The following is a 26,713-nucleotide window of genomic DNA, read 5'->3' as shown; positions in this document are numbered from 1 at the left end:
AAGATTTATGATTAGGATGTCCGTTTCAAAAAAATGTTCAAATGGCTTATTTTAAAAATCGAAGTATAAATACGAGTAATCGGGATAGATATTATTTTAAACAAATGAAATTAAATTTAAGAATAGCTGTAATAGGTCTTGGTTACGTAGGATTGCCATTAGCTCGTCTATTTGCGACAAAGCATAGTGTGGTTGGGTTTGATATCAATGAAAAGCGAGTGTCAGAATTAAAGTTAGCAAACGATACTACCCTTGAGATTAGTGCGGAATCACTAAAAGAAGTGCTAAAAGATAAAACAAGTAGTTCCAATGGTTTGTATTGTTCTACAAATATTTTAGACATACAAGACTGCAACTATTATATTGTTACAGTACCAACACCAGTAGATAAAAACAATCGTCCCGATTTAACACCCTTGTATAAATCGAGTGAAACGGTGGGCAAAGTATTAAAAAAAGGAGATATTGTTGTTTATGAATCTACTGTTTATCCAGGAGTAACAGAGGAAGAATGTGTTCCTGTTTTAGAACGAATTTCGGGTCTAAAATTTAATATTGATTTTTTTGTTGGTTATTCACCAGAAAGAATTAATCCGGGAGACAAAGAACATACCGTTGATAAAATATTAAAAGTCACTTCGGGTTCGACTCCAGAAATTGGAAAAAAAGTAAATGAATTATACCAATCTGTTATTACTGCTGGAACACACTTAGCACCTTCGATAAAGGTTGCAGAAGCAGCCAAAGTGATAGAGAATTCTCAACGCGATATCAACATAGCTTTCGTAAATGAATTAGCTAAAATATTCAATCTTATGGATATTGATACGTACGCAGTACTAGAAGCAGCTGGAACGAAATGGAATTTTTTACCATTCAAACCCGGATTAGTGGGCGGACATTGTATTGGTGTAGATCCTTATTATTTAGCCCAAAGAGCACAAGAGTTTGGCTACCATCCAGAGATTATTCTGGCAGGAAGACGATTAAATGATAGTATGGGTGAGTACATCGCTTCGCAAATCGTTAAATTGATGATTAAGAAAGGGATTTCTGTTAATGGAGCGCGTATTTTGATGTTAGGAATCACATTTAAAGAAAACTGTCCCGATGTTCGAAACACTAAAATAGTAGATGTGATTGCTGCTCTTCAAGATTATGAAATAGCAATTACTATTTACGATCCTCTAGCTGATCCAGCTGCCGTTTATCAAGAATATAAATTAGAAACAACCAATACACTTCCCAATGAAAAGTTTGATGCTGTAGTTTTAGGTGTGGCTCATGAAGCGTTTTTAAACTTAGACCTTAAGCATTTGCAAAATCCGAATAGTATCGTATACGATGTAAAAGGAGTTTTAGGACATTCCGTTGATGGACGATTATAGTTTGCACAAAAAATAATAGTAGTTTCATAAAAACAAACAAACCTATAAAGTTATAGTATGGAAAACCATTCAATTACACACGTTATACTTACAGGAGGAGTGGGAAGCCGTTTGTGGCCTTTATCACGAAAGAGTAAACCGAAACAATACCTAGATATTTTTGACGGAAAGTCACTGTTTGAAATGACTGTAGATCGAAACCGTAATATTGCGGATAAAGTTATGGTGGTTGGTAATATTGATAATTGTCATTTAAGCAAAAATGTATTAGAGAAATCAGACACAGCTTATATTGATATTATCGAGTCAACTCCAAGGAATACGGCTGCCGCGATTGCCTTTGCTGCTTTTGCGTCTAATGATGATGATATTCTTATTGTAACACCTTCAGACCATATTATTGGTCAAATGCAATTGTACGAAGACGCTATTCAAGAAGCAATAGAAAAGGCTTCTAAAGGCTTTATTGTAACATTCGGAATAGTTCCCACTAAACCAGAAACAGGATATGGATATATTGAACGCAAAGGAGATAATGTAGTTTCTTTTAGAGAAAAGCCAAATCAGGTTTCGGCACGTGATTTTATTGCTAAAGGGAACTTCCTTTGGAACAGTGGTATGTTTTGTTTTAAAGCGTCTGTTTTTCTGGAGGAATTAAAAGTGTACGCACCCGAAGTGTATGAAACATCTAAATTAGCCTGGGAAAACCATAAAGACGGTAATTTAGACTTAGAACTTTCGTTAAATATCCCTTCAATCAGTGTGGATTATGCGATAATGGAACGTTCCAAAAAAATAAAAGTAGTTTCTTCTCATTTTGAATGGTCAGATTTAGGTTCTTTCGAATCAGTATACGATTATTTAATTAGCATCGGACATCCAGTAGATGAGAATGGGAATATGGTTATAGGAACTAATAATTATACGGCTTTTATTGGCATCAAGGATACTATTTTTGTGCATACCGATACTGCTAATTTAATCTTGAAAAAAGAATTTTCTCAAGACGTAAAAAGTGTTTACAATGCGCTGGAACGAGATCAGTCGGATTTGTTGAATTAAAAAATAGATTTAGCACCCATTTTAAAATGCATGTTAATATATTTTTCTTAATTAATTCTAATGCTTTGCATTAATGTCTTTTTGCAAATAAATAGATCTTAATGTCTGGTGTGTTAATCAAATCTTAAAAAAATGATTTTAAATTTTTCCTAAATAATTTAGAATTGGAGTTGCATGTTTATACTCATACTAATTGAGTTAAAAGTTTTAATCCTAAAAAAAGCAGGTGCTTTATTGAGTAATAAAAAACAGAATTTGTTTTTTATTGATTAATTGTGAATTGTAGTTTTTTTTGGACATATTTCTTCAGTGAGAACTAGTAATTATAATAGAGAATTAAGCATTTTTACTATCTAAAAGAAGTGATTTTTAGTGTGTCAAAATTTAATTTTAAAAACGTATTTTTTTGATTAATAGGCTTTTATTGTTTGTTTTTTTTGCGTTCAATTTTTATTTAAATGGATTCTTAAAACAATATTTCGATTATGATTTTTTAAGAGTATATTTGCAAAAATAGGATTTAATTTATTTTTTGATTTAACTTCAAAATAAATGAATGCCAAAAGAGTTATTATTTAGCGACCCAAATTGGGAGTCACTACGGCGAAGCCATGAGAGTACCTCTCTTTTTAAGCTGTTAATAGTTTTTTTTTAATAAAATAAAATAATTATTTCAAAACAGAGAACGACTCCATTAAAGTCGTTTTTTTCACAGGACCATAATTTATGAAAAAAATAGTTACTGCCATTGTATTGCTTATTGCTCTTTTTCAAAGCACCACAATACAAGCACAAGATTTACTAAAAAAAACGGATCTTAGTACGTTAAATGTAGATAATTTATCAGCGAATGACATTGCAAAGCTAAAGTCGCAACTACAGGCGAACAATATGACAATTGAGCAAGCGGAACCAATAGCTTTGTCTAAGGGAATGGCAGCTGCTGAATTTGCGAAATTGAAACAAAGAGTTCAATCGGGAAATAATAATGCTCCAGTAAATACTACCAAAGAAAAAGAATCTTTTAGAAAACAAGATCCTATAGTGAATCCCAAAATAAAAGATTCGGTCAATAGCTTGATTTTTGGCTCTGAGCTTTTTGACAATCCAAGTCTAAATTTCGAACCAAATCTTAAATTAGCAACACCAGTTAATTATACTTTAGGGCCATCAGATGAATTGCAGGTAAGCTTATATGGTGTTCAAGAATTTAATGCGAGCATTCCAGTAAGTGCCGAAGGAAAGATTAGTATTCAGTATGTAGGAGATATTTTAGTCTCAGGGATGACAATAGAGGCGGCTACTCAAAAAATTAAATCGGCTATGAGTAGAGTGTACAGTACGCTAGCTTCTGGTCAATCGCAATTAAGTGTTACGCTAGGGAGTATTCGTACCATAAAAGTAACTATTATCGGAGGAAAACAACCAGGAAATTATTCTGTATCCTCTTTAGCAACAGTGTACAATGCATTACACTTAGCAGGAGGACCAGGTAAAAATGGGAGTTACAGAAACATTGAGTTGATACGTAATAATAAAGTAGTTGCAAAAATTGATCTTTACAAATTTCTGGTCAATGGAGATCAGTCTGCAAACGTAGGTTTAAAAGACAACGATGTGATTCGAATTCCTGCATACAGTCAGAGAGTGACAATGGAGGGAGAGCTAAAGCGTCCTGGAATTTTCGAATTAAAAACAGGAGAAACCTTTGCTGATGTATTGGCATTTGCATCAGGATTCAATGAATCCGCTTACACCGCATCAGTAAGTATTGTTCAAAAAACAGGTAAAGAATTTAAGGTGCAAGATGTCAGCGAAAAAGAATTCAAAACTTACCAGCCTAAATCAGGTGATGTGATCAAAGTGACTAAAATTTTAAACCGATTCGAAAACCGTATTAAAATTCAAGGAGCTGTATTTAGACCTGATTTCTATTCTTTTACTGAGGGAATGAAGGTGTCAGATGTAATTGCACGTGCAGAAGGTCTCAAAGAAGATGCCTACAGCAAGCGAGGAACCATCATTAGATTAAAATCAGATTTAACAAATGAAATTGTAAATTTTGATTTAGCCAAAGCATTACAAAGAGATCCAAAGGAAGATATTCTGTTGAAAAGAGAAGACATCATTACTATTTACTCTATTTTAGATTTTAGAGAAGAGTTTAAAGTGACTATTGACGGGGAAGTAAAAAAACCAGCGGAATATAATTATTTCGATAATCTGACTTTAAATGATTTAATAGTCCAAGCAGGAGGATTAACCGGTTCAGCCTCTAAAAGAGTCGAGGTAGCCCGAATGATTACCTCAGAGGAAATCGACACTACGAATCCCAATAAAGCAGAATTGTTTGCTATTGAAATCAGCCCGGAAAGTAATGAGCAAGCTAAGAATTTTCAACTAAAGCCATTTGATATCGTAAGCATTCGTAAGATGGCGGTGTACGAAAAGCCAGAGATGGTGACAGTAAGTGGAGCAGTACCTTATGCGGGTAAATATGCATTGGTGAGTAAAAAATCAAAGGTGTATGATATCATACAAAGAGCAGGAGGGTTAACCGACATAGCCAATATTGAGGGTGTCAAAATAAAGCGACCGATTAAAGCAAGTCAAATTGAGGACATTCAAAATGTAAATGTCAATTTGGGAAAAAAAGATAGCATTCAGAGCAAATTAGAGAAGAAATTCAAAGAAGAAGTAAAGTTTGCAGTAATACCCTTAGATTGGAAAGCCATCGTTAAAAACCAAAACAACAGAGCAAATGTAACCTTGTTCCCAGGTGATGAGATCGAGGTGGCTATTTTTAATGAAGGAGTAAAAGTGGCGGGCAATGTACTTTTAACCTCTGAAATCCCATACAAAGATGGACGTTCTTTTGGTTATTACTTAGATGCGGTAGGTGGTGTAGATGCCAAAGGATGGAGAAGAAAAGCATATATTATTTATCCAAATGGTAAAGCAGCGGTGACCAATTCTTTTTTGTTTTTCAGATCCTCGCCGCAAGTGAAACCAGGTTCTCAAATTATAGTACCAGAAAAACCAGAAGTTAGAAAAATGAGTACTGGAGAATGGGTAGGAATTGGAAGTGTAATTTCGAGTTTAGCGTTATTAATTATAACAGCTTTTAAGTAAAATTTATATTGTTTATTAGCTGTCACCTCGAGCGCAGTCGAGAGGCCTGTTAGTAATAGTAATGAATTATACTTCATAATACTGACTCCTAGAGCGCAGTCGAGAGGTTTATATAATATCGTAACTAAACTTAATAATCATGTCACCTCGAGCGCAGTCGAGAGGCCAATAGATCTTCACTAAAAAAACAAGAACAGATATAGATAATTTCATATTTTAACAAAGTCTCAATCAACTTATAGTCTAAATGTCAGTAAAAAAAACCGCATCAATAAATTGCAATAAAACGAGAGCACTGTTTTAAAAAATATAAACCAATAGCAAATGTTTCTTATTTTAGATTACAATCGATCAATAACAATAAGATAACAGAAAACACATAACCGACAATATGAACGAAGAAATCCCAAGCGACGAAATATCGTTAAAGGAGTTAATAGGAAAAGGAAAAGAATGGTTCAATTACCTACTGTCACAATGGAAAATAATTGTAATAGCAGGAATAATTGGAGCGGCATTAGGTTTAACGTATTCTTTTACTAAAAAACCAATTTATACCGCAACACTATCTTTCGCTTTAGAAGACGAAAAAGGGGGTGGTGGTCTTGGTAGTTTAGCGAGTTCTTTTGGATTTGACATAGGCGGCGGTGGAGGAAGTGTCTTTACAGGCTCAAATCTGACAGAGTTGTTCAAGTCCCGTTCGATGGTCGAGCAGACCTTATTGACTCCTGTAGTGTATAAAAATAAAACCATCTCACTAGCGGAGATGTACATAAAAGATAACAAATGGAGAGATAATTGGGAAAACAATCCAAACTTCAAGCATTTACAATTTTTACCTAATGCCAAGCGCAAATCCTTTACAAGAGTTCAAGATAGTATAATGGGCGTGATGTATGATAATTTATCTAAAACTGGATTGTCTGTAGGGCAAAAAGACAAGAAAATTTCCATTATAAGTATTGATATGGCTTCCTCTAACGAATTATTTGCCAAATACTTCACTGAAGCTTTAGTCAAAAACGTATCAGATTTTTATATTGATACCAAAAGCAAGAAGGCAAGGCAGAATATGGCAATCCTGCAAAAACAAACCGACTCAGTTCGTGGCGCATTAAACGGCGCTATTACCGGAGTGGCTATAGCGAATGACAATACTTTTGGATTAAATCCAGCACTAAATGTACGCCGTGCACCTTCTGCACGACGACAAGTAGATGTACAAGCCAATACAGCTATTCTAACAGAATTAGTGAAACAAAACGAAATGGCTAAAGTAGCCTTGCGAAAAGAAACGCCTTTAATTCAAGTAATTGACCAGCCTATTTTGCCATTGCCAAAACAAAAATTTGGAAAAGCAAAAGGGATTATGGTAGGAGGGATTTTAGCAGGGTTTTTGATAGTAATACTTTTAATTGTTAAACGATTGGTAAAAGGTTTATAGTAAGTACAAAAGCTATTTTAACAATAATTTAAAAATAAACATAATAATGGCATTAAATAACAAAACAATTTTAATTACGGGTGGTACAGGTTCTTTAGGTAAGGCCCTTACTTCCCACATTTTTAAAAATTATCCTGATATTAAGAAATTAATTATCCTTTCTCGGGATGAGCAGAAACAATTTCAAATGGCTCAGGAATTTCCTGAAAGTGAATTTCCTCAAATAAGATTTTTTCTAGGAGATGTAAGAGACGAAGCACGTCTTGTCAGAGCTTTTCAAGGTGTTGATATTGTAATTCATGCCGCTGCGATGAAGCATGTACATTTAGCAGAATACAACCCGGATGAATGTATAAAAACAAATATCGGGGGGGCTCAAAATGTGATACATGCCGCTCTACAGACAAATGTAGAGAGTGTAGTAGCTTTGTCTACAGACAAAGCGTGTGCGCCAATTAATTTGTATGGTGCTACAAAATTGACTTCTGACAAATTATTTGTGGCTGCAAATAATATAAAAGGAAATAATCCAATAAAATTTTCAGTAGTTCGTTACGGAAATGTAATGGGGTCTAATGGTTCTGTAATTCCATTCTTTATGAAGAAGAAAGCAGAAGGAAAGCTTCCTATTACAGATGTAACCATGACAAGATTTAATATCTCACTCCAAGGTGGAGTTGATATGGTGATGCATGCTATTAAACATGCTTGGGGTGGAGAAATTTTTATTCCAAAAATACCCTCTTATAATATTACTGATGTAGCAACTGCTGTAGCTCCTGAGTGTACATTGGATATAGTTGGAATTCGACCGGGTGAAAAAATTCATGAAGAGATGATCACTTCTTCGGATGCTTTTTACACATATGATTTAGGGAAATATTATACTATTTTACCAACAGTTCCAAATTTCAAATTAGCCGATTTTATATCTAAATTTGATGCCAAATTGGTAGAGCATGGATTTAATTACAACTCAGGAACAAATACCGAATGGGAAACAGTAGATTCATTGCGCGCTTTAATACAAGAACATTTAGATCCAACTTTTCAAATATAATGGAGCAGAAAATAATACCATATGGTCGCCAAAATATAACACAGGAAGATATAGATGTTGTCATTGCAGCATTGAAATCTGATTATTTAACGCAAGGGCCAAAAATTATTGAGTTTGAAAAAGCATTTGCCACTTATGTTGGAAGCAAATTTGCAGTGGCTGTTTCAAATGGTACAGCTGCCTTGCATTTGTGCGCTTTAGCTTTAGATGTTAAAGTAGGGGATAAAGTAATTACAACCCCTATTACTTTTGCGGCATCGGCTAATTGTGTCCGTTATTGCGGAGGTGAAGTAGTTTTCTCAGATATTGATCCAGAGACTTATCTTTTGGATATTAACAAGGTTAAAGAGCTATTAGAAGCGTCACCAAAAGGGACATACAAAGGAATTATTCCAGTTGATTTTGCAGGAAGAGCTGCAAATTTAGAAGCTTTTAGAAAATTAGCTGATCAACATGATTTATGGATTATTGAAGATGCCTGCCATGCACCTGGAGGTTTTTTTGAAGATGCTTCGGGTGAAAAGCAAAATTGTGGGAATAGTAACTTTGCTGATTTAGCGATTTTTTCTTTTCATCCGGTGAAACATATTGCTTGTGGAGAAGGAGGAATGATTACAACAAATGATGAAATTTTATATAAAAAACTTTTAGCATTAAGGACACATGGTATTACAAAAAATGAAACAGACTATACTAATTCAGCGTATTTTGCAAATGGGAATGTAGAAGAAACGGAAACTTATCCTGCTTGGTACATGGAAATGCAGACCTTAGGATTCAATTATAGATTAACTGATTTTCAAGCGGCTTTAGGAACAAGCCAATTACAAAGAGCAGATGAGGGTATTGTAAGAAGAAGAGAAATTGCGGAAATTTATAATAACGCGTTCGTTCGGAAATCCTTTATTAAAAGTCAATCTGGTGTTGTTGATGGTCATGCTTATCATCTTTATATTTTAGAGGTTAAAGATAGATTAGGCCTATACAATTTCTTAAGAGAAAACAACATCTTTGCACAAATTCATTATATTCCTTGTCATCTTATGCCCTACTATAAGCAGTTTGGATGGGTAACGGGTGACATGCCAATCGCTGAAGAATATTATAGAAACTGTATCAGTTTACCAATGTACCCAACTTTGTCGGTTTCAGAACAACAGTTTGTAATTGATAAAATCATTGAATTTTATGGACAGTAATAAGATTGTTTTAGGAACTGTTCAGTTTGGATTGGAGTATGGTATTAACAATAATAGCGGAAAACCTTCACAGGAACAAGTTAATGAAATCCTAACTTATGCTTTTGATTCGGGCATTCATTTTTTAGATAGCGCAGAAGCTTATGGTAATGCTCACGAAGTTATAGGAAATTTTCATAGGTCTAATCCAGAAAAAGTCTTTAATGTAATCACTAAGTTACCTCATGTTATTGATGATAGTCTGGAAAGTAAAATTGACTTGTATATAGATCAGCTTGCCGTTTCTCAACTTCATGCTTTGCTTTTTCATTCCTTTGATACCTATAAGGAGAATCAATTTTTTATTGAAAAATTAAAGCATTTTAAAGATTTAGGTAAAATCAAACATATTGGTGTTTCTATATATACAAATGATCAGTTTAAAGAAGTTATTGAAGACATTAATGTAGATATTATTCAATTGCCTTTTAATTTATTTGATAACATCTATCAAAGAGGAGATTTGTTAAAATTAGCCAAATCCAAAAATAAAATTATACATACAAGATCTGCTTTTTTGCAAGGGCTCTTCTTTTTATCGACTGATAGTGGAAACAAAATAGCAGAGTCCTTATCAGAACCACTTAATGCAATACATAATTTATCAAAACAAACTGGAGTTTCCATTCAAAATATTGCTTTAGACTATTGTCTGAAACAAAAAAATATTGATAGTGTTTTAATTGGAGTCGATAATATAGAACAATTAAAATTAAATTTAAATTATTCTGGTCCTTTTTTGAATGAATCTGAAAAAAGTATCATTGACACAATTATTATAAATAATGTAGATTTATTAAATCCTTCTTTATGGAATCAATAAATACTCTTTTAATAACTCAGGCAAGAACTGGTAGCACCCGTCTTCCGGGAAAAATTTTATTAAAAGTTCAAGGAAATGAATTACTCAAGATACACTTGGATCGTTTGAGCTTATGCAAAAATGTCGATAAAATTCTTGTTGCTACAACAACAAACATAGAAGATAGCATATTGATTTCATTATGTGAAAATTGGGGATTTGCAACAGCTAGGGGGTCTGAATCTGATGTTTTAGATCGGTTTTATCAAGCTGCTAAGGAATTTAAGCCACAATGGATTATTAGGGTTACTTCTGATTGCCCTTTACTCGATCCCAAAATGGTAGATGCAGTTATTGCCTGTGCGCAACTTAATGATGTTGATTACTGTTCCAATGGATTAATTGAGAATTTTCCCGATGGACAAGATGTTGAAGTATTTAAATTTTCTGCACTTGAGTTAGCTTGGAAAGAAGCTAAACTAAAATCAGAGCGGGAGCATGTTACTCCTTTTATAAGAGTAAATAGCAATTTTAACGGGGGTAATTTGTTCAATTCCATCAATTTTCCATGCGCTTATGATTTTTCTGAAATACGAATGACAGTTGATGAGCCTAAGGATTTTGATTTAATCAATAAATTGATTACTGATTTGGGAACTGGTCAATCTTGGTTGGGGTACACTAACTATATAATAGACAATAATTTAAATTCAATTAACGGAAATATTATTAGAAATGAGGGCTTAGTAAAATCCCTTAAAAACGACTAATCATGGGAAAAGGACAAGAATTATATAAAAAAGCGAAAACATTAATTCCAGGGGGAACAATGTTGTTATCTAAAAGACCAGAGATGTTTCTTCCCGAACACTGGCCATCTTACTTCTCTAAAGCAAAAGGATGTAAGATTTGGGATTTAGATGGTAATGAATTAATAGATATGTCTATTATGGGAATTGGTACCAATACATTAGGTTATGGTAACGATGCTGTGGATGCAGCCGTAATAGAAACGGTTAAAAAAGGCAATATGAGTACGTTGAGTTGCCCCGAAGAAGTTTATTTAGCTGAAAAGTTAATTGAAATTAATCCATGGGCAGATATGGTACGTTTTGCAAGGAGTGGAGGAGAAGCAAATGCTATCGCGATACGCATTGCCCGTGCAGCTTCGGGTAAAGATAAAGTGGCTATTTGTGGCTATCATGGATGGCACGATTGGTATTTGTCTGCTAATCATAATGATGGCGATGAGTTGTCAGGACATTTAATTCCAGGTTTAAGCCCTAACGGAGTTCCTAAGAATCTTAAAAATTCGGTATTTCCTTTTAATTATAACAATTACGAAGAATTACTTTCTATCGTAGAAAATAATGATATAGGAGTAATAAAAATGGAAGTGGTTCGTAATTTTGGTCCAGAAGATAATTTTCTTCATAAAGTAAGAGAGTTGGCTACAAGAAAAAATATTGTTTTAATTTTTGATGAATGTACTTCTGGATTTAGAGAGACTTTCGGAGGAATTTATCAGAAATATGGTGTGGAACCTGACATGGCTATGTATGGAAAGACAATTGGTAATGGCTATGCTTTAACTGCTGTCGTAGGGAAAAAATCGGTTATGGAAGCAGCTCAAACTACATTTATAAGTAGTACATTCTGGACGGAACGTATTGGTCCTACCGCTGCTTTAGCCACTTTAAAAGAGATGGAGCGACTTAAGTCTTGGGAGGTGATTACAGCAAATGGAAGAAAGATGCAAGAAGGATGGCAGAATTTGGCTAATCTACATCACTTAGATATTACTCTTGCTGGAATTCCGGCATTAAGCACTTATAGTTTTAATAGCAAAGATGCTTTGTCTTATAAAACATTAATAGCTCAAGAAATGTTGAAGAAAGGAATTTTGGCAAGTACCAATTTTTATGCTTCTACAGCGCATACTGAAAGCGAATTCGAATTGTATTTTTCTAATTTAGAAGAAGTTTTTGCGAAAATTGCTAAATGTGAGGCTGGTGAGATTCAAATTGAAGATTTACTTGAGGGGCCTATCTGTCACTCAGGTTTTAAAAGATTAAACTAAAGTTATCTTATGAACTCTTACAAGGTATTACATAAACAAAATTTCGGAGATGGGAATTTCTCTATTGTGCCGATAAGGTTTGAAGATCGCATGGAAATCTTAAAATGGAGAAACGAACAGATTTACCATTTGAGACAAAATAAACCACTGACTGCTGAGGATCAAGATAATTATTTTTTGAATGTAATTTCTAAATTATTTGATGCTGACCAACCAAATCAAATCTTGTTTTCCTATTTAGAGAATGATGTCTGTATTGGATATGGTGGATTAGTTCATATCAACTGGCTTGATAAAAATGCGGAGATTTCGTTTATTATGAATACCGAGTTAGAAGAGAATTATTTTCAATTTCATTGGAAAAATTATTTAGGATTAATTGAGAAAATTGCTTTTGAAGAATTAAATCTTCATAAAATATTTACTTATGCTTTTGATCTTAGACCACATTTATATAGTGTTTTGGAATCTGCGGGTTTCTCAAAAGAGGCAAGTTTAGAACAACATTGTTTTTTTGGTGGGGAATTTATTGATGTTATTATTCACTCTAAAAAAAATATTAAATGTTGAGTTTTAGAAAAGCAGAGATAGAAGATTTGGAACTCTATTTTGATTGGGCAAATGATAATGTAGTTAGGGAACAATCTTTTAATTCCAATAAAATAAGTTTAGATAAGCATAAACAATGGTTTGAATCTAAATTAATAGATGAGAATTGTACCTTTTTTTTATTTGAGAATAATAAAAAAGAAGCTGTTGGTCAGATACGAATTCAGAAAGAAAATCAAAATCAAGCTCTAATTGGTATTTCTATAGATAAAAACCATAGAGGTAATGGCTATGCAAAAAAAATGCTAGAAATGGCAACAGATTCTTTTTGCAATACAAATCCTGATTTTTTGATCAATGCCTATATAAAAGAGAGTAATTTAGGTTCCAAACGTGCATTTGAAAATGCAGGATTTGAATTCATTGGTATAATAGACTATGATAACTTTAGAAGTTTTCACTATATAAAACAATCTAGAAAATGAAAATAGATACATTTACGATTAACGAGAAAAGTCCAGTTTTTATTATAGCGGAACTTTCTGCAAATCATAACGGTAGTATTGATACAGCAATAGAAACAATTCGTGCTGCCAAAAGAGCGGGTGCGGATTGTATTAAATTTCAAACCTACACTGCAGATACAATTACAATTGATTGCGATAAAGATGATTTTATCATTAAAGGAACTATATGGGAGGGAGCTAATTTGCATAAATTATATCAAGAAGCTTATACTCCTTGGGAATGGCATAAAAAATTGTTTGAAGTAGCTGCTGAAGAAGGATTGGTTTGTTTTTCTTCTCCGTTTGATAAAACGGCAGTAGATTTCTTAGAAAATTTGAATGCACCAGCTTATAAGATTGCTTCTTTTGAAATTACGGATATTCCTTTGATCGAATATGTCGCATCAAAAGGGAAACCCATTATTTTATCTACTGGAATTGCTACAACTGAAGACATTGAGTTGGCTTTAGATGCATGCAAAAGAATGGGAAATAATGATATAGCTTTGTTAAAATGCACTTCTAGTTATCCAGCCCCTATTGAAGAGGCTAATATGTGTATGGTAAAAGATTTAGCGGAACGCTATAATGTAATAAGCGGTTTGTCTGATCATACTATGGGCTCAACTGTTCCTGTTGTTGCAACATGTTTTGGTGCCAAAATCATTGAAAAACATTTTATTTTAAATCATTCTATTGGTGGGCCTGACGCTTCCTTTTCTATGGATGAAATGGAGTTTAAAGCTATGGTAGTAGCCGTACGTGAAGCAGAGAAAGCGATTGGTTTAGTTGATTATACCTTGACAGACAAACAAGTGAAAGGTAAAGATTTTTCAAGATCGCTTTATGTAGTGGAAGACATAAAAGCAGGAGAGGTTATTACCGAAAAAAACGTGCGTTCTATTAGACCAGGTTTTGGAATGCATCCTAAACATTATAATGATATTTTAGGTAAAAAAGTGAATTCTGGCTTAGAAAAAGGCGAACGATTTGATATGAACATGATATAATGAAGAAACAGTTAGGAAATAACTATTACAATACAATCAGTTCCAATTTTGAAAATGAAATGTATGATCTATTGTTGAACGATGTAAATGCTGCATTATTTGATTATAGTGACCATCATATTACTAATAAGCCAACATACAAAAATATACTTAAGCGTTTTGTAATCGATAAACTCTTTTTTGTTTTTTATTTTAAGAATAAACTAATTAGGAAACCTAAAGGAAAAAAAATAATAGTAAGTAATGCCTATATTAATTTAAATATTCCCGATTCCATTATTACATTGCCTCCGTGGAATTTTTCGCCTGCAAAGTTTTCCTTAAGTAGTTGGAAACTAATAAAGATAATAAGGGAATTAAATTCAATGTTTAGAGCGAGAAGTTTAAGGCTTTTGCTATCGGACAGATTTAAGTATTTAAAAGAGGTATTTCAAAGCGAACTAGATGTTTTATTTACCAAAAATAAAGTTGTAGCTGTTATAGTTCCTAATGATATGGCGTTTTTTGAAAAATTGACTATAAAAACGGCCAAGGATAAAGGTATTCCAAGTTTTGTTTATCTACATGGTTTACCAGCAAGGTACAATCAAGTTGATGATAATAGGGCTGATTATCTTATTGTATGGGGCAAAGGACTTAAAGAATTGTATAAAAATGCAGGTGTTATAGAAGAAAAAATATTAACAGCTAAGCACCCGTTGTATTCTTCTTTTGAGCCAGTAACGCTAGAATCAGATTTAACAAATGTATTAGTAATTACCAAGGCCACTTGTGGTGTGCCTTCCGATTCATCAAAACTTGTTTTAACAGAAAGGTCGACCGTTTTGTATTATACGGAACTGGTTAAAGAAAATTTAAAAAAGCTTGGTGTAGAAAAAGCAACATTGAGGCTTCATCCATCTGAAAGTGCGGATTTTTATTTAAGAAATCTTACAGATGATTTTTTTACAATAGACTCCCTTTCAAAGGAGGAATCATTATCTAAAGCGAGTCTTGTTATAGGTCCAACATCAACGATGCTTTTTGATGCTTTAAAAATGGATAAAAATTATATTTTATATGACCCAATTTTTGACGGACTTACATTAGAAGGAATGCCTTTAGTATCTCCATTTACAGGAGATTCGTTCGTGAAATTATCAAATAGTTTTGAAGATATGTTTTATAACATTAATAATCCTATCCATAATATTTGCTATGATAAACTAAATGACTTTTTAAGTGTTGATTTGAATGATGAGGAGAGATTCTTAAAGATTATAAACGCAGATAAATAATCTATTCTTTATTAATAAATAGTAATCCAATCAAGCAAAAACAAAAGAGTGCAAAAATCATATACAAAAAATTATTTAAAAATCTATATTTGGCAAGTATTATCAATTATATTGAACTTCTTGTCAATGTTTATTGTAGTTCCATATTTGACATCAAACCCTAATACTTATGGTGTATACTCTATTTGTATTTCTTTTGCAATTTTTCTTTCCTATGCTGATTTGGGATTTATGGGAGCGGGACAAAAATATGTAGCCGAATATTTTGCTAAAGGTGATATAGATGGAGAAATTAAGGTAATCGCCTTTACTAATTTCATACTGTTAATTTTCCTTGTTTTATTTTCAATTGTGTTTTTTGCATTTAGCTTACAACCTGCCTTATTGGTTAAAGGACTATATACTTACAGTGAAATTCATATTGCTTCAACTTTATTATTGATATTAGCAATTTTCACACCAACTACTTTGCTTCAACGTCTTTTGCAAATGATTTTTGGTACGCGAATGGAGGATTTTATTATTCAGAGAGTCAATATTATAGGGAGCATGCTCAAAATACTTTCTGTTATATGGTTTTTTAGAAAAGGTAACTATGATATTATTGGATATTTTTTGTTTACACAAATCATAAATTTACTGGCAGCAATAGTTACGTTGTTTATAGCGCGAAAGAGGTATAATTATAATTTTAGATTATTATTCCGTTCTATGCATTTCAATAAAGCTGTGTTTGATCAAACAAAAAGTTTAGCATTTACAAGTCTGTTTATAACGATCTCCTGGATATTCTATTACGAGTTAGATTCAGTAGCAATCGGTAAATTTTTAGGGGCTAATCAAGTAGCTATTTATGCAATCGGTTTGACAGTCTTAACCTTTTTTAGAAGTATATTTAGCATTCTATTTTCACCATTTAATGTACGATTCAATCACTTTGTAGGAAGTGGAGATGAATCAATTTTACAATCATTCTATTTACAAATAGTTACGATACTTGCTCCAGTTGTAGTCTTTCCTATAATAGTAATCGCAATTTTAGCGCGGCCTATAGTGTTTACATGGGTAGGTACAGATTATTCGGACTCTGTTTTAATAATTCAATTTTTGGTTTTCTGTAATGTTTTAGCTTTTATTAGTTATCCCACTAATTTTATGTTAATAGCCATGGAACGTCAAAAAACATTGTATTTTGTAAATACGATACTTCCTTTTGTTTTTTGGATTGGGATTTTCTTCACAATAAATGTTTTGGGTGTACATTCGTTTGCTTTATTTAAATTGGTGGCTTTTTTATTTTCAGGTATTGTTTTATATAGGTTGATGATTGATTATCTGAAATTGACAATTTCAGAATCTTTAAGAAAGATATTTTTGCCAATGCTTCTTCCTATTATTTTTTTAATCGTAGCGTCATTTTTGATTCGAGACTACCTGCCACATGAAAAATCAAAAATAAATTTATTAACTGTGGCAGCTGCTACTGGATCATTGATTGTTGTTTCTTTTTTATTACAATATTTTGTTTCAGAAAAATGGAGAGAACAAATTACTAAAACTTTGGGACTACTAAAAAATAGTTAGTTTTTATAATATTATTACCATATGAGTAAACTTAATATACTGGTCTTTAGTGATTGTTATATATACGGTGGAAGTGAGAAGTTAATGGCTTTCTTACTAAAAAATGAAGTTTTAAATAAAAATTTTAATTTTTTATATAGTTATAGAAAGCATAAAGGCTATGAATTAGGACTTAAAAATGAAGAACTATTAGGAAGAGTAGGTAGTTACCCTTTGATTTTGTTGTCAAATGAAACTTTATTTCATCATATTAACAATGTCCTGATACCTTCAGTACTGAAAAAAATAGTTAAAGTTCCTTTTTTTCTTTTTGAAAAAATAGGGTTTTATTTTATATGGAATTTATTGGTTTTGATATTTATGTTATTAAAAACAAAGCCAGATTTAATTCATATCAATAATGGTGGATACCCTGCTGCAAAAAGCTGTAACATTCTAGTTGTTGCAAACTACTTGACTATTCAGCGTAAAATTATCTATCAAGTTAATAATCAGGCCAGAAACTGCAAAGGTTATTTCGAAAGACTATATGATAAATTTATTCATAACTCTGTAGCTTGCTTTATCAATGCTTCAAATAAAGCGAAGGAACAATTAGTAGAAAAAAGAAATTTTAATCCTAATAAAATATTAGTTGTTAGCAATTGCGTTCCATTGCCTGAAGTAAAAGTTAATAGGGAGCAAATTATTAGAGAATTGAATCTTCCTTCGGATTGTTTTTTAATTGTTCAGGTAGCATTTTTATCGGAACGTAAAGGACAACGGTATTTAATAAATGCTTTATCAGATTTGTATAAAAAACAATTGGTTTCTAAAAAAAAGTTGTTTTGTGTTTTTGTGGGAAATGGTGAAGACGACGCATTTTTAATTAAAAGTATTGATGAATTAGGATTGAATTCTAATATATTTTTATTAGGATACAGAAATAATAGTGAAGATTTTATTTCAGCATCTGATTTGTTTGTGTTGCCATCTATTCGAGACGAAGATATGCCTTTAGTTTTATTGTCTGCTTTAGGGTACGGTAAGCCTATTATTTCGACTAATTTTGCTGGAATATCACAAGTTATACAAACAAATGTAAATGGTGTTTTAATAGAAAATAATCTAAGCACGTTTAGGGATGATCTAGCAAACGAAATTTTCCGTTTGTATAATGACGAGGAATTAAGATTACAATTAGGTGTAAATGCTAAAAAAAGTTATACTAATTACAGCCCTAAAAGTTATGGACTGAAATTGAAATCTATTTATGAACAAGTTTATGCTAGTTAAAGAAACAATATTGTTAATTGGTGGGAGTGGGTTTATAGGTTCCAATTTAATCGATTTTGTATTGAAGAATAATGATTTTTCAGATTATAAATTTGTCGTTTTATCAAGATCTTTAAAAAGAGAACCAAGTAATAATGTTGTATATATTACGGGAGATTTTACAGATAAAACTGTATTAATTAATTTGTTTTCTAAGTGGAATTTTACAAAAGTTTTTCATTTTGCTACTTCGACTACACCATTGACTTCTGGTAATAATATATTATGTGATATCAATGGTAATTTAATAGCCACTATTGGATTACTAGATATCATGAAAGAATTTGAATGCAAATCAATTGTATATCTTTCTTCGGGAGGAGCTGTGTATGGAGAAAAAAAATTAGAAAAAATTTCTGAAAATGAAATTTGTAATCCTGTCAGCTCTTATGGTGTAGTGAAATTAACAATTGAAAATTACATTAGATTGTATCAGAAACAAAATGGAATTAATTATTTAATTTTAAGAGTTTCTAATCCTTTTGGTAAATTTCATTCTTCAGAGAAACAAGGTGTTATTAATATTGCTATAAGAAGGGCATTGCTTTCAGAGCCCGTAGAAATTTGGGGAGATGGTTTGCAGTCTAAGGACTATATCTTTGTTGATGATTTAGTTAAGGTTATTTTTGCATTAGTAGAGCAAAAAGTATTAAATAAAACGATTAATGTTGGTTCGGGCGAAACACATCAATTAAACAAAATTTTAGAAATTATTAAGATTTACATGCCAAATTTAAAAGTAAATTATGTTGGCTCTAAAACTACTGATGTTAAGGACTTTTGTTTAGATGTTTCAGTGATGAAATCTTTTTACAAGTTAAAACTTGTAGATATGAATGATGCGATTCAGAAAACAATATTGTTTGAAAGAGAAAGATTAAACTAATTATTTAATTCAATTTAGATTTTCATAAAATGACTGAGATTAAGTATAATAAAATAGCTTTGATACTGGTAGTTTTAATAAGCTTTTTTATATTAATACATCCTCCTTTTATAGCATCTATTTATGTCCCAACGGCTACTAGAGTGTCATTGTTTCTCTTTATAGTTTTTTTTTCACTTTTTACGGTAGCATTTAAAGAATATTTTATCCGATTTTATTTGCCGATATTAATCTTCTACATTGTACTGTCAGTTTATTGGATTTTTTCTGGGGGTACTTTAGCAGAAGTTATTTATAATTTTCTATACGTACTTTTAGCCATTGCTTTGCTAGTTAGTGTTAAAAGAAACGGAAGTTTGAAAAGCTTATTAATAAATTTTTATTTTCTTCTAGTTTTAATTCTTGCATTTTTATCCACAGTTTCATTTTTAGCTTTTAATTTAGAACTGCTCCCTTATACATTGCAACCTGTAGGGGAGGGATTGGATGTGTATCATTTATTTCATAATTATTTCTTAGGCTATATCAATCCAAAAGTTTTTGAGTCAGGTGTTATAGGTAGAGTATGCGGCTTTTTATTTGAGCCCAGTTATCAAGGTTGGTTTCTTTCTACTAATTTTTTTTTACTCTCAAAAGGGATTAAAAATAAAGGCTATTTGATTATTTCTCAAATAATAGTTTTATTAGGAGCTTTAAGTTCTTTTTCAACTATGACCTGGGTAGTTTTTGTACTTGTTTTTGGTTCTATACTTGTTTTTAAAATTTTAGCACTTGTTGGTTTAAGTGGGAAAATAGCAAATATTTGTTATGGACTAATATTTTTGATTGGAATAGTTGGAATAGTAACAGTTGTTGATCAAGATAAATTGTTAGAAATTATTGGTCCTTCTTCATCAGAAGATAGAACAAATAGGTTAGATACTTCTACTCTTTTTTTGCTTACAGCTTCTCCTGCACAATTTGTTTTGGGTAGAGGGCCTGGGTATATTACTAAAAATAGTGATAGAGGTGAATCCAATCCCATCGTAAAATCATTAGTTGAAAATGGTTTAATTTCGACAATATTTGTACTTATATTTGTGATTTATGGAAGTTGTAAATCTAAGTATTATATGATTGCCAATTTATTATGGTTAAATAGTGTGGTTGTTTTGTTTACACCATTGTTTATTGTAAATATTTTGGTCTGTAGATGGATATCTGAACGTGATGATAATATCAATTTTTAGTTTTTTAAAAATGTTATTAATGCGATTTTCTGAGAATTAAAAAAAAACAGACACTTTTTTCTGTAATTAATTATATTTTAAATTCTTTAAACATGAAAACGGGTTTACTAATTATGATTCCATTATTAACAATATTATATCTTTCTTTTTGTATAATTCATTTGAATTAAAATTTATACATAATGGAAAAAATTATTTCAGAAAATAAAACATACTTAAAAAAAATAAAATCTAGTTAGAAAAAAAATTATACTATGAAAACAGTAATATTGTGCGGGGGTTATGGAACTCGAATTCGAGATGTAGCAGATGACATCCCTAAACCGATGATTCCAATTGGTGGAAAACCAATTATATGGCATATAATGAAAACCTACGCTCACTACGGACATCAAGATTTTATATTGTGTATGGGGTATAAAAGCGAAGTGATAAAAGATTTCTTTATCAATTATGAACTTAGAAGTGCTGATGTTACTATAAAATTAGGAAAAAAATCAGAGCAGATAGTTTCAGAAACGAATCATGATGAAGATGGTTGGCAAATAACGCTAGCCGAAACTGGAATTAAAGCAATGACTGGCGCACGTGTTAGAAGAATTAAAAAATATATTAGTGACGACCCTATGTTTATGCTTACTTATGGCGATGGTGTTGGAGATATCGATATAGAAGCTTTGGTCGCTTTTCACAAATCACACGGGAAAATGGTTACTCTTACAGGAGTGAGACCTCCTGGTCGTTTTGGAGAATTAGGAATAGCTGAGGATGGATCGACTATTACAGGTTTTAACGAAAAACCACAAGCAAGTGGGGGACGTATAAATGGTGGGTATTTTGTGTGTAATCGGGAGTTTTTAGATATCCTTAGCGATGCGGAAGATTTGGTCTTAGAACAAGAACCAATGAAAAAATTAGTTGAATTAGGAGAATTAAAAGTCTTTGAACATGATGGCTTTTGGCAACCTATGGATACTTCAAGAGAGTATTCTTTATTAAATGAACTGTATAATAATAATCAAGCACCGTGGGTAAAATGGAAGAAAAAGTAGTTTTTGGAGATGTTTACAGAGGTAAGAAAGTTTTAGTTACTGGTAATACAGGGTTTAAAGGATCTTGGTTGTGCACTTGGTTACTTTCATTAGGAGCTGATGTCTATGGCATTTCAAACGAAATCCCTACAAATCCTTCTATTTTTATAGAGTTAGGATTGGAAGGTAAAATGACGCATTTTTTTGCAGATATTAGAGATTTAAAGACAATCAGTACTATAATTAATGATATTGAGCCTCATTTTGTATTTCACTTAGCAGCGCAACCCATTGTATCTTTATCATATACCGAACCAGTTGATACGATTTCGACAAATGTAATGGGAACTACAAATGTTTTAGAGGTTTTGCGTAAATATGATAAACCTTGTACAGCAATTATAATTACTAGTGATAAGTGTTATGATAATGTAGAATGGATTTTTGGTTATAAAGAAACTGATGCTGTCGGAGGAAAAGATATTTATAGTGGAAGTAAAGGAGCTGCTGAGCTTATTTTTAAATCCTATTTTCATTCTTTCTTCAAAAAAGAAGGAGGAAACGTTCAAGTCGCGTCTGCTAGAGCAGGAAATGTTATTGGAGGAGGAGACTGGGCTCTAGATAGAATTATTCCTGATTGCATGCGTTCTTGGAGTGTAGGTAAAGTGGTTGAAATTAGAAGCCCAAAAGCAACAAGACCTTGGCAACACGTTTTAGAACCACTTAGTGGGTATTTACAGTTAGGAGAACGTTTGTATAATGATCATTCTTTAAATGGAGAAAGTTTTAATTTTGGACCAAAACCTGAATACAATCATACTGTTCAGGAAATACTAGAAGAGATGAGTGTTCGTTGGCATTTTGAAAATTCAAAAGATGCTTATCAGGTTACTGGAGATATCAAATTCTATGAAGCTGGTTTGTTGAAATTGAATTGTGATAAGGCGTTATTCCATTTTCAATGGAAACCAACACTCGATTACACTACTTTAATTGAGTATACAAGTGATTGGTATTATGAGTTTTATAAAAATAAAGGGGATATGTTTGCATACACAAAATCTCAAATTGAAGGGTATGAAAATATAGCGACTACTGGAAATATATCATGGACAAAATAACTATAGAGGGCGTTTTATTAACTCCGTTAAAAAGAATACATCACCCTAAAGGGGATGTATTTCATGGAATAAAAAAATCAGATGAGGGTTATGCTGGTTTTGGAGAGGCATATTTTTCTACCATTCATTTTGAAGACACAAAACCGTGGAAAAAACATTTAGAAATGACATTGAATTTTGTGGTTCCTTTAGGTGATATCCGTTTTGTTATTTTTGATGATAGGGAAAATAGTGAGACAAAAAATAGCTTTTTTGACGTGTCCTTAGGAGAAAATAATTACCAAAGAATAACCATTCCTCCTGGAGTTTGGGTTGCCTTTGCTGGTGTCGGAGCAAATTATAATTTACTACTAAACCTAGCTAATTTAGAGCATGATCCCAATGAAATAGAACGTAAAGAAAACTTGACTGATATACCTTATTTATGGTAAAGAAAAAAGTTCTTGTTACTGGTGGTAGTGGTTATATTGGAGCAAGGCTATGTTTACATTTGGCGAACGCAGGCTACGCAGTAACAGCTCTGTGTCATTCGAAAATCCCTCCAAATGAGAATTGGGTTTCACAAATGGATAAGGTCTTGGTCGGAGATGTTACGGATCAGCATTTTATGAATGAAGTGGCTAGTTACAAATATGATGTAGTAGTTCATTTGGTATCATTAGATCATAATCAATCGAATGGCAATCCTTTATTTGTTAGTTCAGTGAATGTTACACCCGTTTGGACCTTATTGGATTTATTTTCAAAAAGCGGCTTAGGAAAGTTTATTTATTTCTCAACTGCTCAAGTCTATGGAATGTTGAACGGTGAAGTTATAACGGAAAGTAAAAAGTTGAATCCGCAAAACCCATATGGATTAACGCACCAACTAGGCGAGGTTATTTGTGAGTACTATAACAAAACGACCGATGTAGATTGTCGTATTGTGAGATTATCCAATAGTTATGGGGCACCAATCTTTGAGGAAAATAATTGTTGGTGGTTGGTGGTTAATGATTTATGCCGAATGGCTTATCTGAGAAAAGAGATTGTTTTGCAATCTGACGGTTCTCCTCTGCGGGATTTTATACATGGTTGGGATGTGTGTAGAGGAGTTCAGGCTATTATAGAGGCTTCTGATGATAACACTACCTATAATTTAAGTTCAGGGATAACGCTTTCAATTATTGAAATTGCTGAAAAAATAAAACAAGTTTTCTTATCTAGATATGGAGTTGTATTACCAATAAAGGCTCGGGAAGATAATTCTACAAAAGCAACAAATTATAAAATTGATAATACTTTAATTAGGTCAACAGGTTTTAATCTAGAATGGTCACTTGATGATGGTCTCAATGAACTTTTTGATAATTTAGAACGAAATGAAAAATAATATAATTCCTCTTTTTTCGATTGTAATACCAACCTACAATCGCACGTCAGATTTGGCAAGGTGCTTAGATTCATTAGTGTCGCAAACTTATAAGAATTTTGAAGTAATTGTATGTGATAATGGTTCGTCTGACAACACCAAAGATGTCGTTATGGGGTATGCTGATAAGTTGAATCTGAATTATATACATATTATCGAAAATTCTGGAGGACCTGCCTATCCAAGGAATTTAGGTTTAAAAGAAGCTCTTGGCGATTGGGTCTGTTTTTTGGATTCGGATGACTGGTACACAGATAACAGGCTCGAATATATTGCAGATCTTGATTTAAACAACTTCGATTTTTTATATCATGATCTTAACATTATTAAAAATAATGACCCCTACAAGATTATGATTAGCAGGGCATTGTCTCTCGAAGATACCTACTACGATTTTGTAACCAACGTAAACTCCATTCCTACTTCTTCTACATGTATAAGAAGAGAGTTGCTAAAAAAAACCAACGGGTTTAAAGAAGCAAAAGATATTAGCGGACTTGAAGATTTTGATTTTTGGCTAAAGCTTGCGAAACTGAATGCTCGATTTATCTATGTGCCTGTAGTTTTAGGTTATTATGCAGTTGGTAACGACAATTTTACTTATCATGATGATAGACAAATTAATAGATATAAAGCGTTGTATGGCTCATATATAGAATCTGAACCTGACATTAGAAAAAAAGAAAAAATTAGAGCTGTGCTTAATTATCACATAGCCTGTATAGCTATAAAATGTAAAAAGTTTAATAAAGCAAATAGGTTACTTGTATCAGTTTTTTATAAGGGTACAGCAACTTTAAAGAAAAAGGCTTTTATAAGGTTCCTAATTGGAACTGCATTCTTCCTAAAAATAATTAAATAACTCTGATGAATATAGCAGTTATTTTACCAAAATTAGTTAGTGAGGCACCTGTCCTTGTAGCTAAAGATCTTATAGAACAAATTCATGACAAAGTGAGCCTGATCGATATTTATTATTTTGATGGAGAGAATGAAGTTGGATTCCAATGTAATTGCTATAAAGTGTCTTTTTTTGAACCTTTTGATTTTGATAAATATGATATAATTCATACACATACATTAAAACCGGATTTATATATTTGGAAGCATAGAAGAAAGATTAAAAATGCTAAATGTATTTCTACGATACATAACTATGTTAAAGCGTTTAGGAGTATTTTTAATTTAGTCACCGCATTTTGTGTAGGCAAGATTTGGTTATTAGCGCTTCGGCATCAGGATGCAATTGTCGTTTTGTCTGAAAACATGAAGAGTGAATTTTCTGTGAACTTGGATGAGAAGAAAATGCGTGTTATTTACAACGGCAGAAGATTAAGTGAAGATCTTCTTAATGTAAAATTTAATAACGAAGATGATAAAAAAATAAAAGTACTAAGGGCAGACTTTAAAATCATTGGTGTTTCGGCAAGATTAAATAAGATAAAAGGATTTTCGCAACTAATTAAAGCTCTCCCTAATCTAAAGGATTATGCTTTAATTTTTATAGGGGATGGGGAGGAAAAAGAAAATCTTATTACTTTGGCTTCAGAGCTTGGTGTCATAGATCGGTGCCTTTTTTTAGGCTATAGGAAAAACGGATATCTTTATCTTCCATACTTTGATATATTTGCAATGACATCTTTTTCAGAGGGTTTTCCGCTAGGACTACTCGAAGCAGGGAAGTTTAAACTACCTGTTGTATGTTCTGATCTACCAATATTTAAAGAACTTTTTGATGAAAGTGAAGTGGTTTTTTTTGAATTAAATAATATAAAGTCCTTAGAAAAATCGATTACTCTTCTTTATGAAAATAGAGATTTTTTTTCGTTGAATATTTTTAATAAAGTCTCTCAAAATTATACTGTTGAAAATATGGCAAAAAATTATTTATCTCTTTATAATGAATTACTTGACCTGTAGTATGATGAGTATTGTGTTTAAGAAAATAGGAAGATATAAAATGATGTTAATTTTAAAAGCTGTAAAATGATAAAGAGATATGGTTTTTTGGGTTTATTACGGCTTTTTATTTCATTAATTTATACTAAAATTTTTTATCCTAATGCTCGATTAATTAGAGTTCCTTTTGATATTAGAAACAGAAAACACATTAAAATAGGGAAAGATTTTACAACTGGTTTTGGTTGTCGTCTTGAGGCATATCCTCAAACACAGCAAAAGCAAGTTCTTCTTTTTGGTAATGATGTAGAGCTTAACGATTATGTTCATATATCAGCAGGTGAGCAAGTATCTATAGGTAATAATGTTTTAATTGCAAGCAAAGTTTTTATTTCGGACATAAATCATGGTGCTTATAATGGTGTAGTTCAAGATAGTCCATTAAGTACACCTAACAGTCGTAAACTTTCAACTAATCCTATTTTAATTAAGGATAACGTATGGATAGGAGAGGGAGTTTGTGTTATGGCTGGTGTAACAATTGGATTAGGTTGCATAATAGGAGCATCCTCCGTGGTTACTAAAGATATTCCGGATTATTGTATTGCTGTTGGAGCTCCCGCTAAAGTGATTAAAAAATTCGATTTTGCGGTAAATAAATGGATTGCAATACCTTAAATTTTAAATATT

At 32.1% G+C, this 26,713-nt stretch carries 24 protein-coding genes; all 24 read left to right on the top strand.

Annotated elements, in window-relative coordinates; genetic code table 11:
- Positions 1-104: 104 nt before the first annotated feature.
- The 24 genes from MW871_RS06185 to MW871_RS06070 all read left to right on the top strand — a co-directional run bounded on the left by MW871_RS06185 (position 105) and on the right by MW871_RS06070 (position 26,701).
- Entirely contained in the window at positions 105-1,388 is a 1,284-nt protein-coding gene (locus MW871_RS06185; protein ID WP_248427973.1) for a nucleotide sugar dehydrogenase, read from the top strand.
- A gap of 57 nt (positions 1,389-1,445) precedes the next feature.
- On the top strand, positions 1,446-2,450 hold the full coding sequence (locus tag MW871_RS06180) for a mannose-1-phosphate guanylyltransferase (protein WP_188049978.1): 1,005 nt from the start codon (positions 1,446-1,448) through the stop codon (positions 2,448-2,450).
- A gap of 726 nt (positions 2,451-3,176) precedes the next feature.
- Positions 3,177-5,582, top strand: coding sequence for an SLBB domain-containing protein (locus tag MW871_RS06175; RefSeq protein WP_248427972.1), 2,406 nt, complete (start codon positions 3,177-3,179; stop codon positions 5,580-5,582).
- A gap of 391 nt (positions 5,583-5,973) precedes the next feature.
- Positions 5,974-7,026: a Wzz/FepE/Etk N-terminal domain-containing protein gene (locus tag MW871_RS06170; RefSeq protein WP_248427971.1), complete on the top strand. Its 1,053-nt coding sequence runs from the start codon at positions 5,974-5,976 to the stop codon at positions 7,024-7,026.
- A gap of 46 nt (positions 7,027-7,072) precedes the next feature.
- Positions 7,073-8,086: a UDP-N-acetylglucosamine 4,6-dehydratase (inverting) gene (gene pseB / locus MW871_RS06165; RefSeq protein ID WP_248427970.1), complete on the top strand. Its 1,014-nt coding sequence runs from the start codon at positions 7,073-7,075 to the stop codon at positions 8,084-8,086.
- Positions 8,086-9,285, top strand: coding sequence for a UDP-4-amino-4,6-dideoxy-N-acetyl-beta-L-altrosamine transaminase (gene pseC / locus MW871_RS06160; RefSeq protein ID WP_248427969.1), 1,200 nt, complete (start codon positions 8,086-8,088; stop codon positions 9,283-9,285). The genes pseB and pseC overlap by 1 nt, the downstream gene beginning before the upstream one ends.
- Positions 9,275-10,147, top strand: coding sequence for an aldo/keto reductase (locus tag MW871_RS06155; protein WP_248427968.1), 873 nt, complete (start codon positions 9,275-9,277; stop codon positions 10,145-10,147). The genes pseC and MW871_RS06155 overlap by 11 nt, the downstream gene beginning before the upstream one ends.
- Positions 10,135-10,896: a glycosyltransferase family protein gene (locus MW871_RS06150; RefSeq protein ID WP_248427967.1), complete on the top strand. Its 762-nt coding sequence runs from the start codon at positions 10,135-10,137 to the stop codon at positions 10,894-10,896. Before MW871_RS06155 ends, MW871_RS06150 begins: the two co-directional genes overlap by 13 nt.
- Positions 10,897-10,898: 2 nt before the next feature.
- Positions 10,899-12,206 carry an aminotransferase class III-fold pyridoxal phosphate-dependent enzyme gene (locus MW871_RS06145; protein WP_248427966.1) on the top strand — a complete coding sequence of 436 codons (1,308 nt, stop codon included), beginning with the start codon at positions 10,899-10,901 and terminating at the stop codon, positions 12,204-12,206.
- Between the two features lie 9 nt (positions 12,207-12,215).
- A complete protein-coding gene (locus tag MW871_RS06140) occupies positions 12,216-12,776 on the top strand; it encodes a GNAT family N-acetyltransferase (RefSeq protein ID WP_248427965.1) in 561 nt (186 codons plus the stop codon).
- Positions 12,770-13,240: a GNAT family N-acetyltransferase gene (locus MW871_RS06135; protein ID WP_248427964.1), complete on the top strand. Its 471-nt coding sequence runs from the start codon at positions 12,770-12,772 to the stop codon at positions 13,238-13,240. Before MW871_RS06140 ends, MW871_RS06135 begins: the two co-directional genes overlap by 7 nt.
- Positions 13,237-14,271: a pseudaminic acid synthase gene (gene pseI / locus MW871_RS06130; RefSeq protein ID WP_248427963.1), complete on the top strand. Its 1,035-nt coding sequence runs from the start codon at positions 13,237-13,239 to the stop codon at positions 14,269-14,271. The genes MW871_RS06135 and pseI overlap by 4 nt, the downstream gene beginning before the upstream one ends.
- Positions 14,271-15,548, top strand: coding sequence for a hypothetical protein (locus MW871_RS06125; protein WP_248427962.1), 1,278 nt, complete (start codon positions 14,271-14,273; stop codon positions 15,546-15,548). Before pseI ends, MW871_RS06125 begins: the two co-directional genes overlap by 1 nt.
- A gap of 48 nt (positions 15,549-15,596) precedes the next feature.
- On the top strand, positions 15,597-17,132 hold the full coding sequence (locus tag MW871_RS06120) for a lipopolysaccharide biosynthesis protein (RefSeq protein WP_345799449.1): 1,536 nt from the start codon (positions 15,597-15,599) through the stop codon (positions 17,130-17,132).
- 21 nt (positions 17,133-17,153) lie between these two features.
- Positions 17,154-18,407: a glycosyltransferase gene (locus MW871_RS06115; RefSeq protein WP_248427960.1), complete on the top strand. Its 1,254-nt coding sequence runs from the start codon at positions 17,154-17,156 to the stop codon at positions 18,405-18,407.
- The gene (locus tag MW871_RS06110; RefSeq protein ID WP_248427959.1) at positions 18,385-19,332 is read left to right on the top strand and encodes an NAD-dependent epimerase/dehydratase family protein; all 948 of its coding nucleotides are present in this window, start codon (positions 18,385-18,387) and stop codon (positions 19,330-19,332) included. Before MW871_RS06115 ends, MW871_RS06110 begins: the two co-directional genes overlap by 23 nt.
- 356 nt (positions 19,333-19,688) lie before the next feature.
- On the top strand, positions 19,689-20,561 hold the full coding sequence (locus tag MW871_RS06105) for a hypothetical protein (protein ID WP_248427958.1): 873 nt from the start codon (positions 19,689-19,691) through the stop codon (positions 20,559-20,561).
- Positions 20,562-20,815: 254 nt separating this feature from the next.
- The gene (gene rfbF / locus MW871_RS06100) at positions 20,816-21,613 is read left to right on the top strand and encodes a glucose-1-phosphate cytidylyltransferase (protein WP_248427957.1); all 798 of its coding nucleotides are present in this window, start codon (positions 20,816-20,818) and stop codon (positions 21,611-21,613) included.
- Positions 21,598-22,713: a CDP-glucose 4,6-dehydratase gene (rfbG, locus tag MW871_RS06095; protein ID WP_248427956.1), complete on the top strand. Its 1,116-nt coding sequence runs from the start codon at positions 21,598-21,600 to the stop codon at positions 22,711-22,713. Before rfbF ends, rfbG begins: the two co-directional genes overlap by 16 nt.
- Complete coding sequence (locus tag MW871_RS06090) at positions 22,701-23,144, top strand: dTDP-4-dehydrorhamnose 3,5-epimerase (protein WP_248427955.1); 444 nt, start codon at positions 22,701-22,703, stop codon at positions 23,142-23,144. The genes rfbG and MW871_RS06090 overlap by 13 nt, the downstream gene beginning before the upstream one ends.
- Positions 23,138-24,085 (top strand): NAD-dependent epimerase/dehydratase family protein, encoded by a 948-nt coding sequence (locus tag MW871_RS06085; RefSeq protein WP_282454597.1) that lies wholly within the window; start codon positions 23,138-23,140, stop codon positions 24,083-24,085. Before MW871_RS06090 ends, MW871_RS06085 begins: the two co-directional genes overlap by 7 nt.
- The gene (locus MW871_RS06080; protein WP_248427953.1) at positions 24,075-24,986 is read left to right on the top strand and encodes a glycosyltransferase family 2 protein; all 912 of its coding nucleotides are present in this window, start codon (positions 24,075-24,077) and stop codon (positions 24,984-24,986) included. Before MW871_RS06085 ends, MW871_RS06080 begins: the two co-directional genes overlap by 11 nt.
- A 5-nt stretch (positions 24,987-24,991) precedes the next feature.
- Positions 24,992-26,044: a glycosyltransferase family 4 protein gene (locus tag MW871_RS06075; RefSeq protein ID WP_248427952.1), complete on the top strand. Its 1,053-nt coding sequence runs from the start codon at positions 24,992-24,994 to the stop codon at positions 26,042-26,044.
- Positions 26,045-26,110: 66 nt separating this feature from the next.
- Complete coding sequence (locus MW871_RS06070) at positions 26,111-26,701, top strand: LbetaH domain-containing protein (RefSeq protein WP_248427951.1); 591 nt, start codon at positions 26,111-26,113, stop codon at positions 26,699-26,701.
- Positions 26,702-26,713 lie beyond the last annotated feature (12 nt).

It is taken from the genome of Flavobacterium pygoscelis (assembly GCF_023162025.1).
GTDB lineage: Bacteria > Bacteroidota > Bacteroidia > Flavobacteriales > Flavobacteriaceae > Flavobacterium > Flavobacterium pygoscelis.
This window is presented reverse-complemented; position numbering and strand designations above follow the sequence as displayed.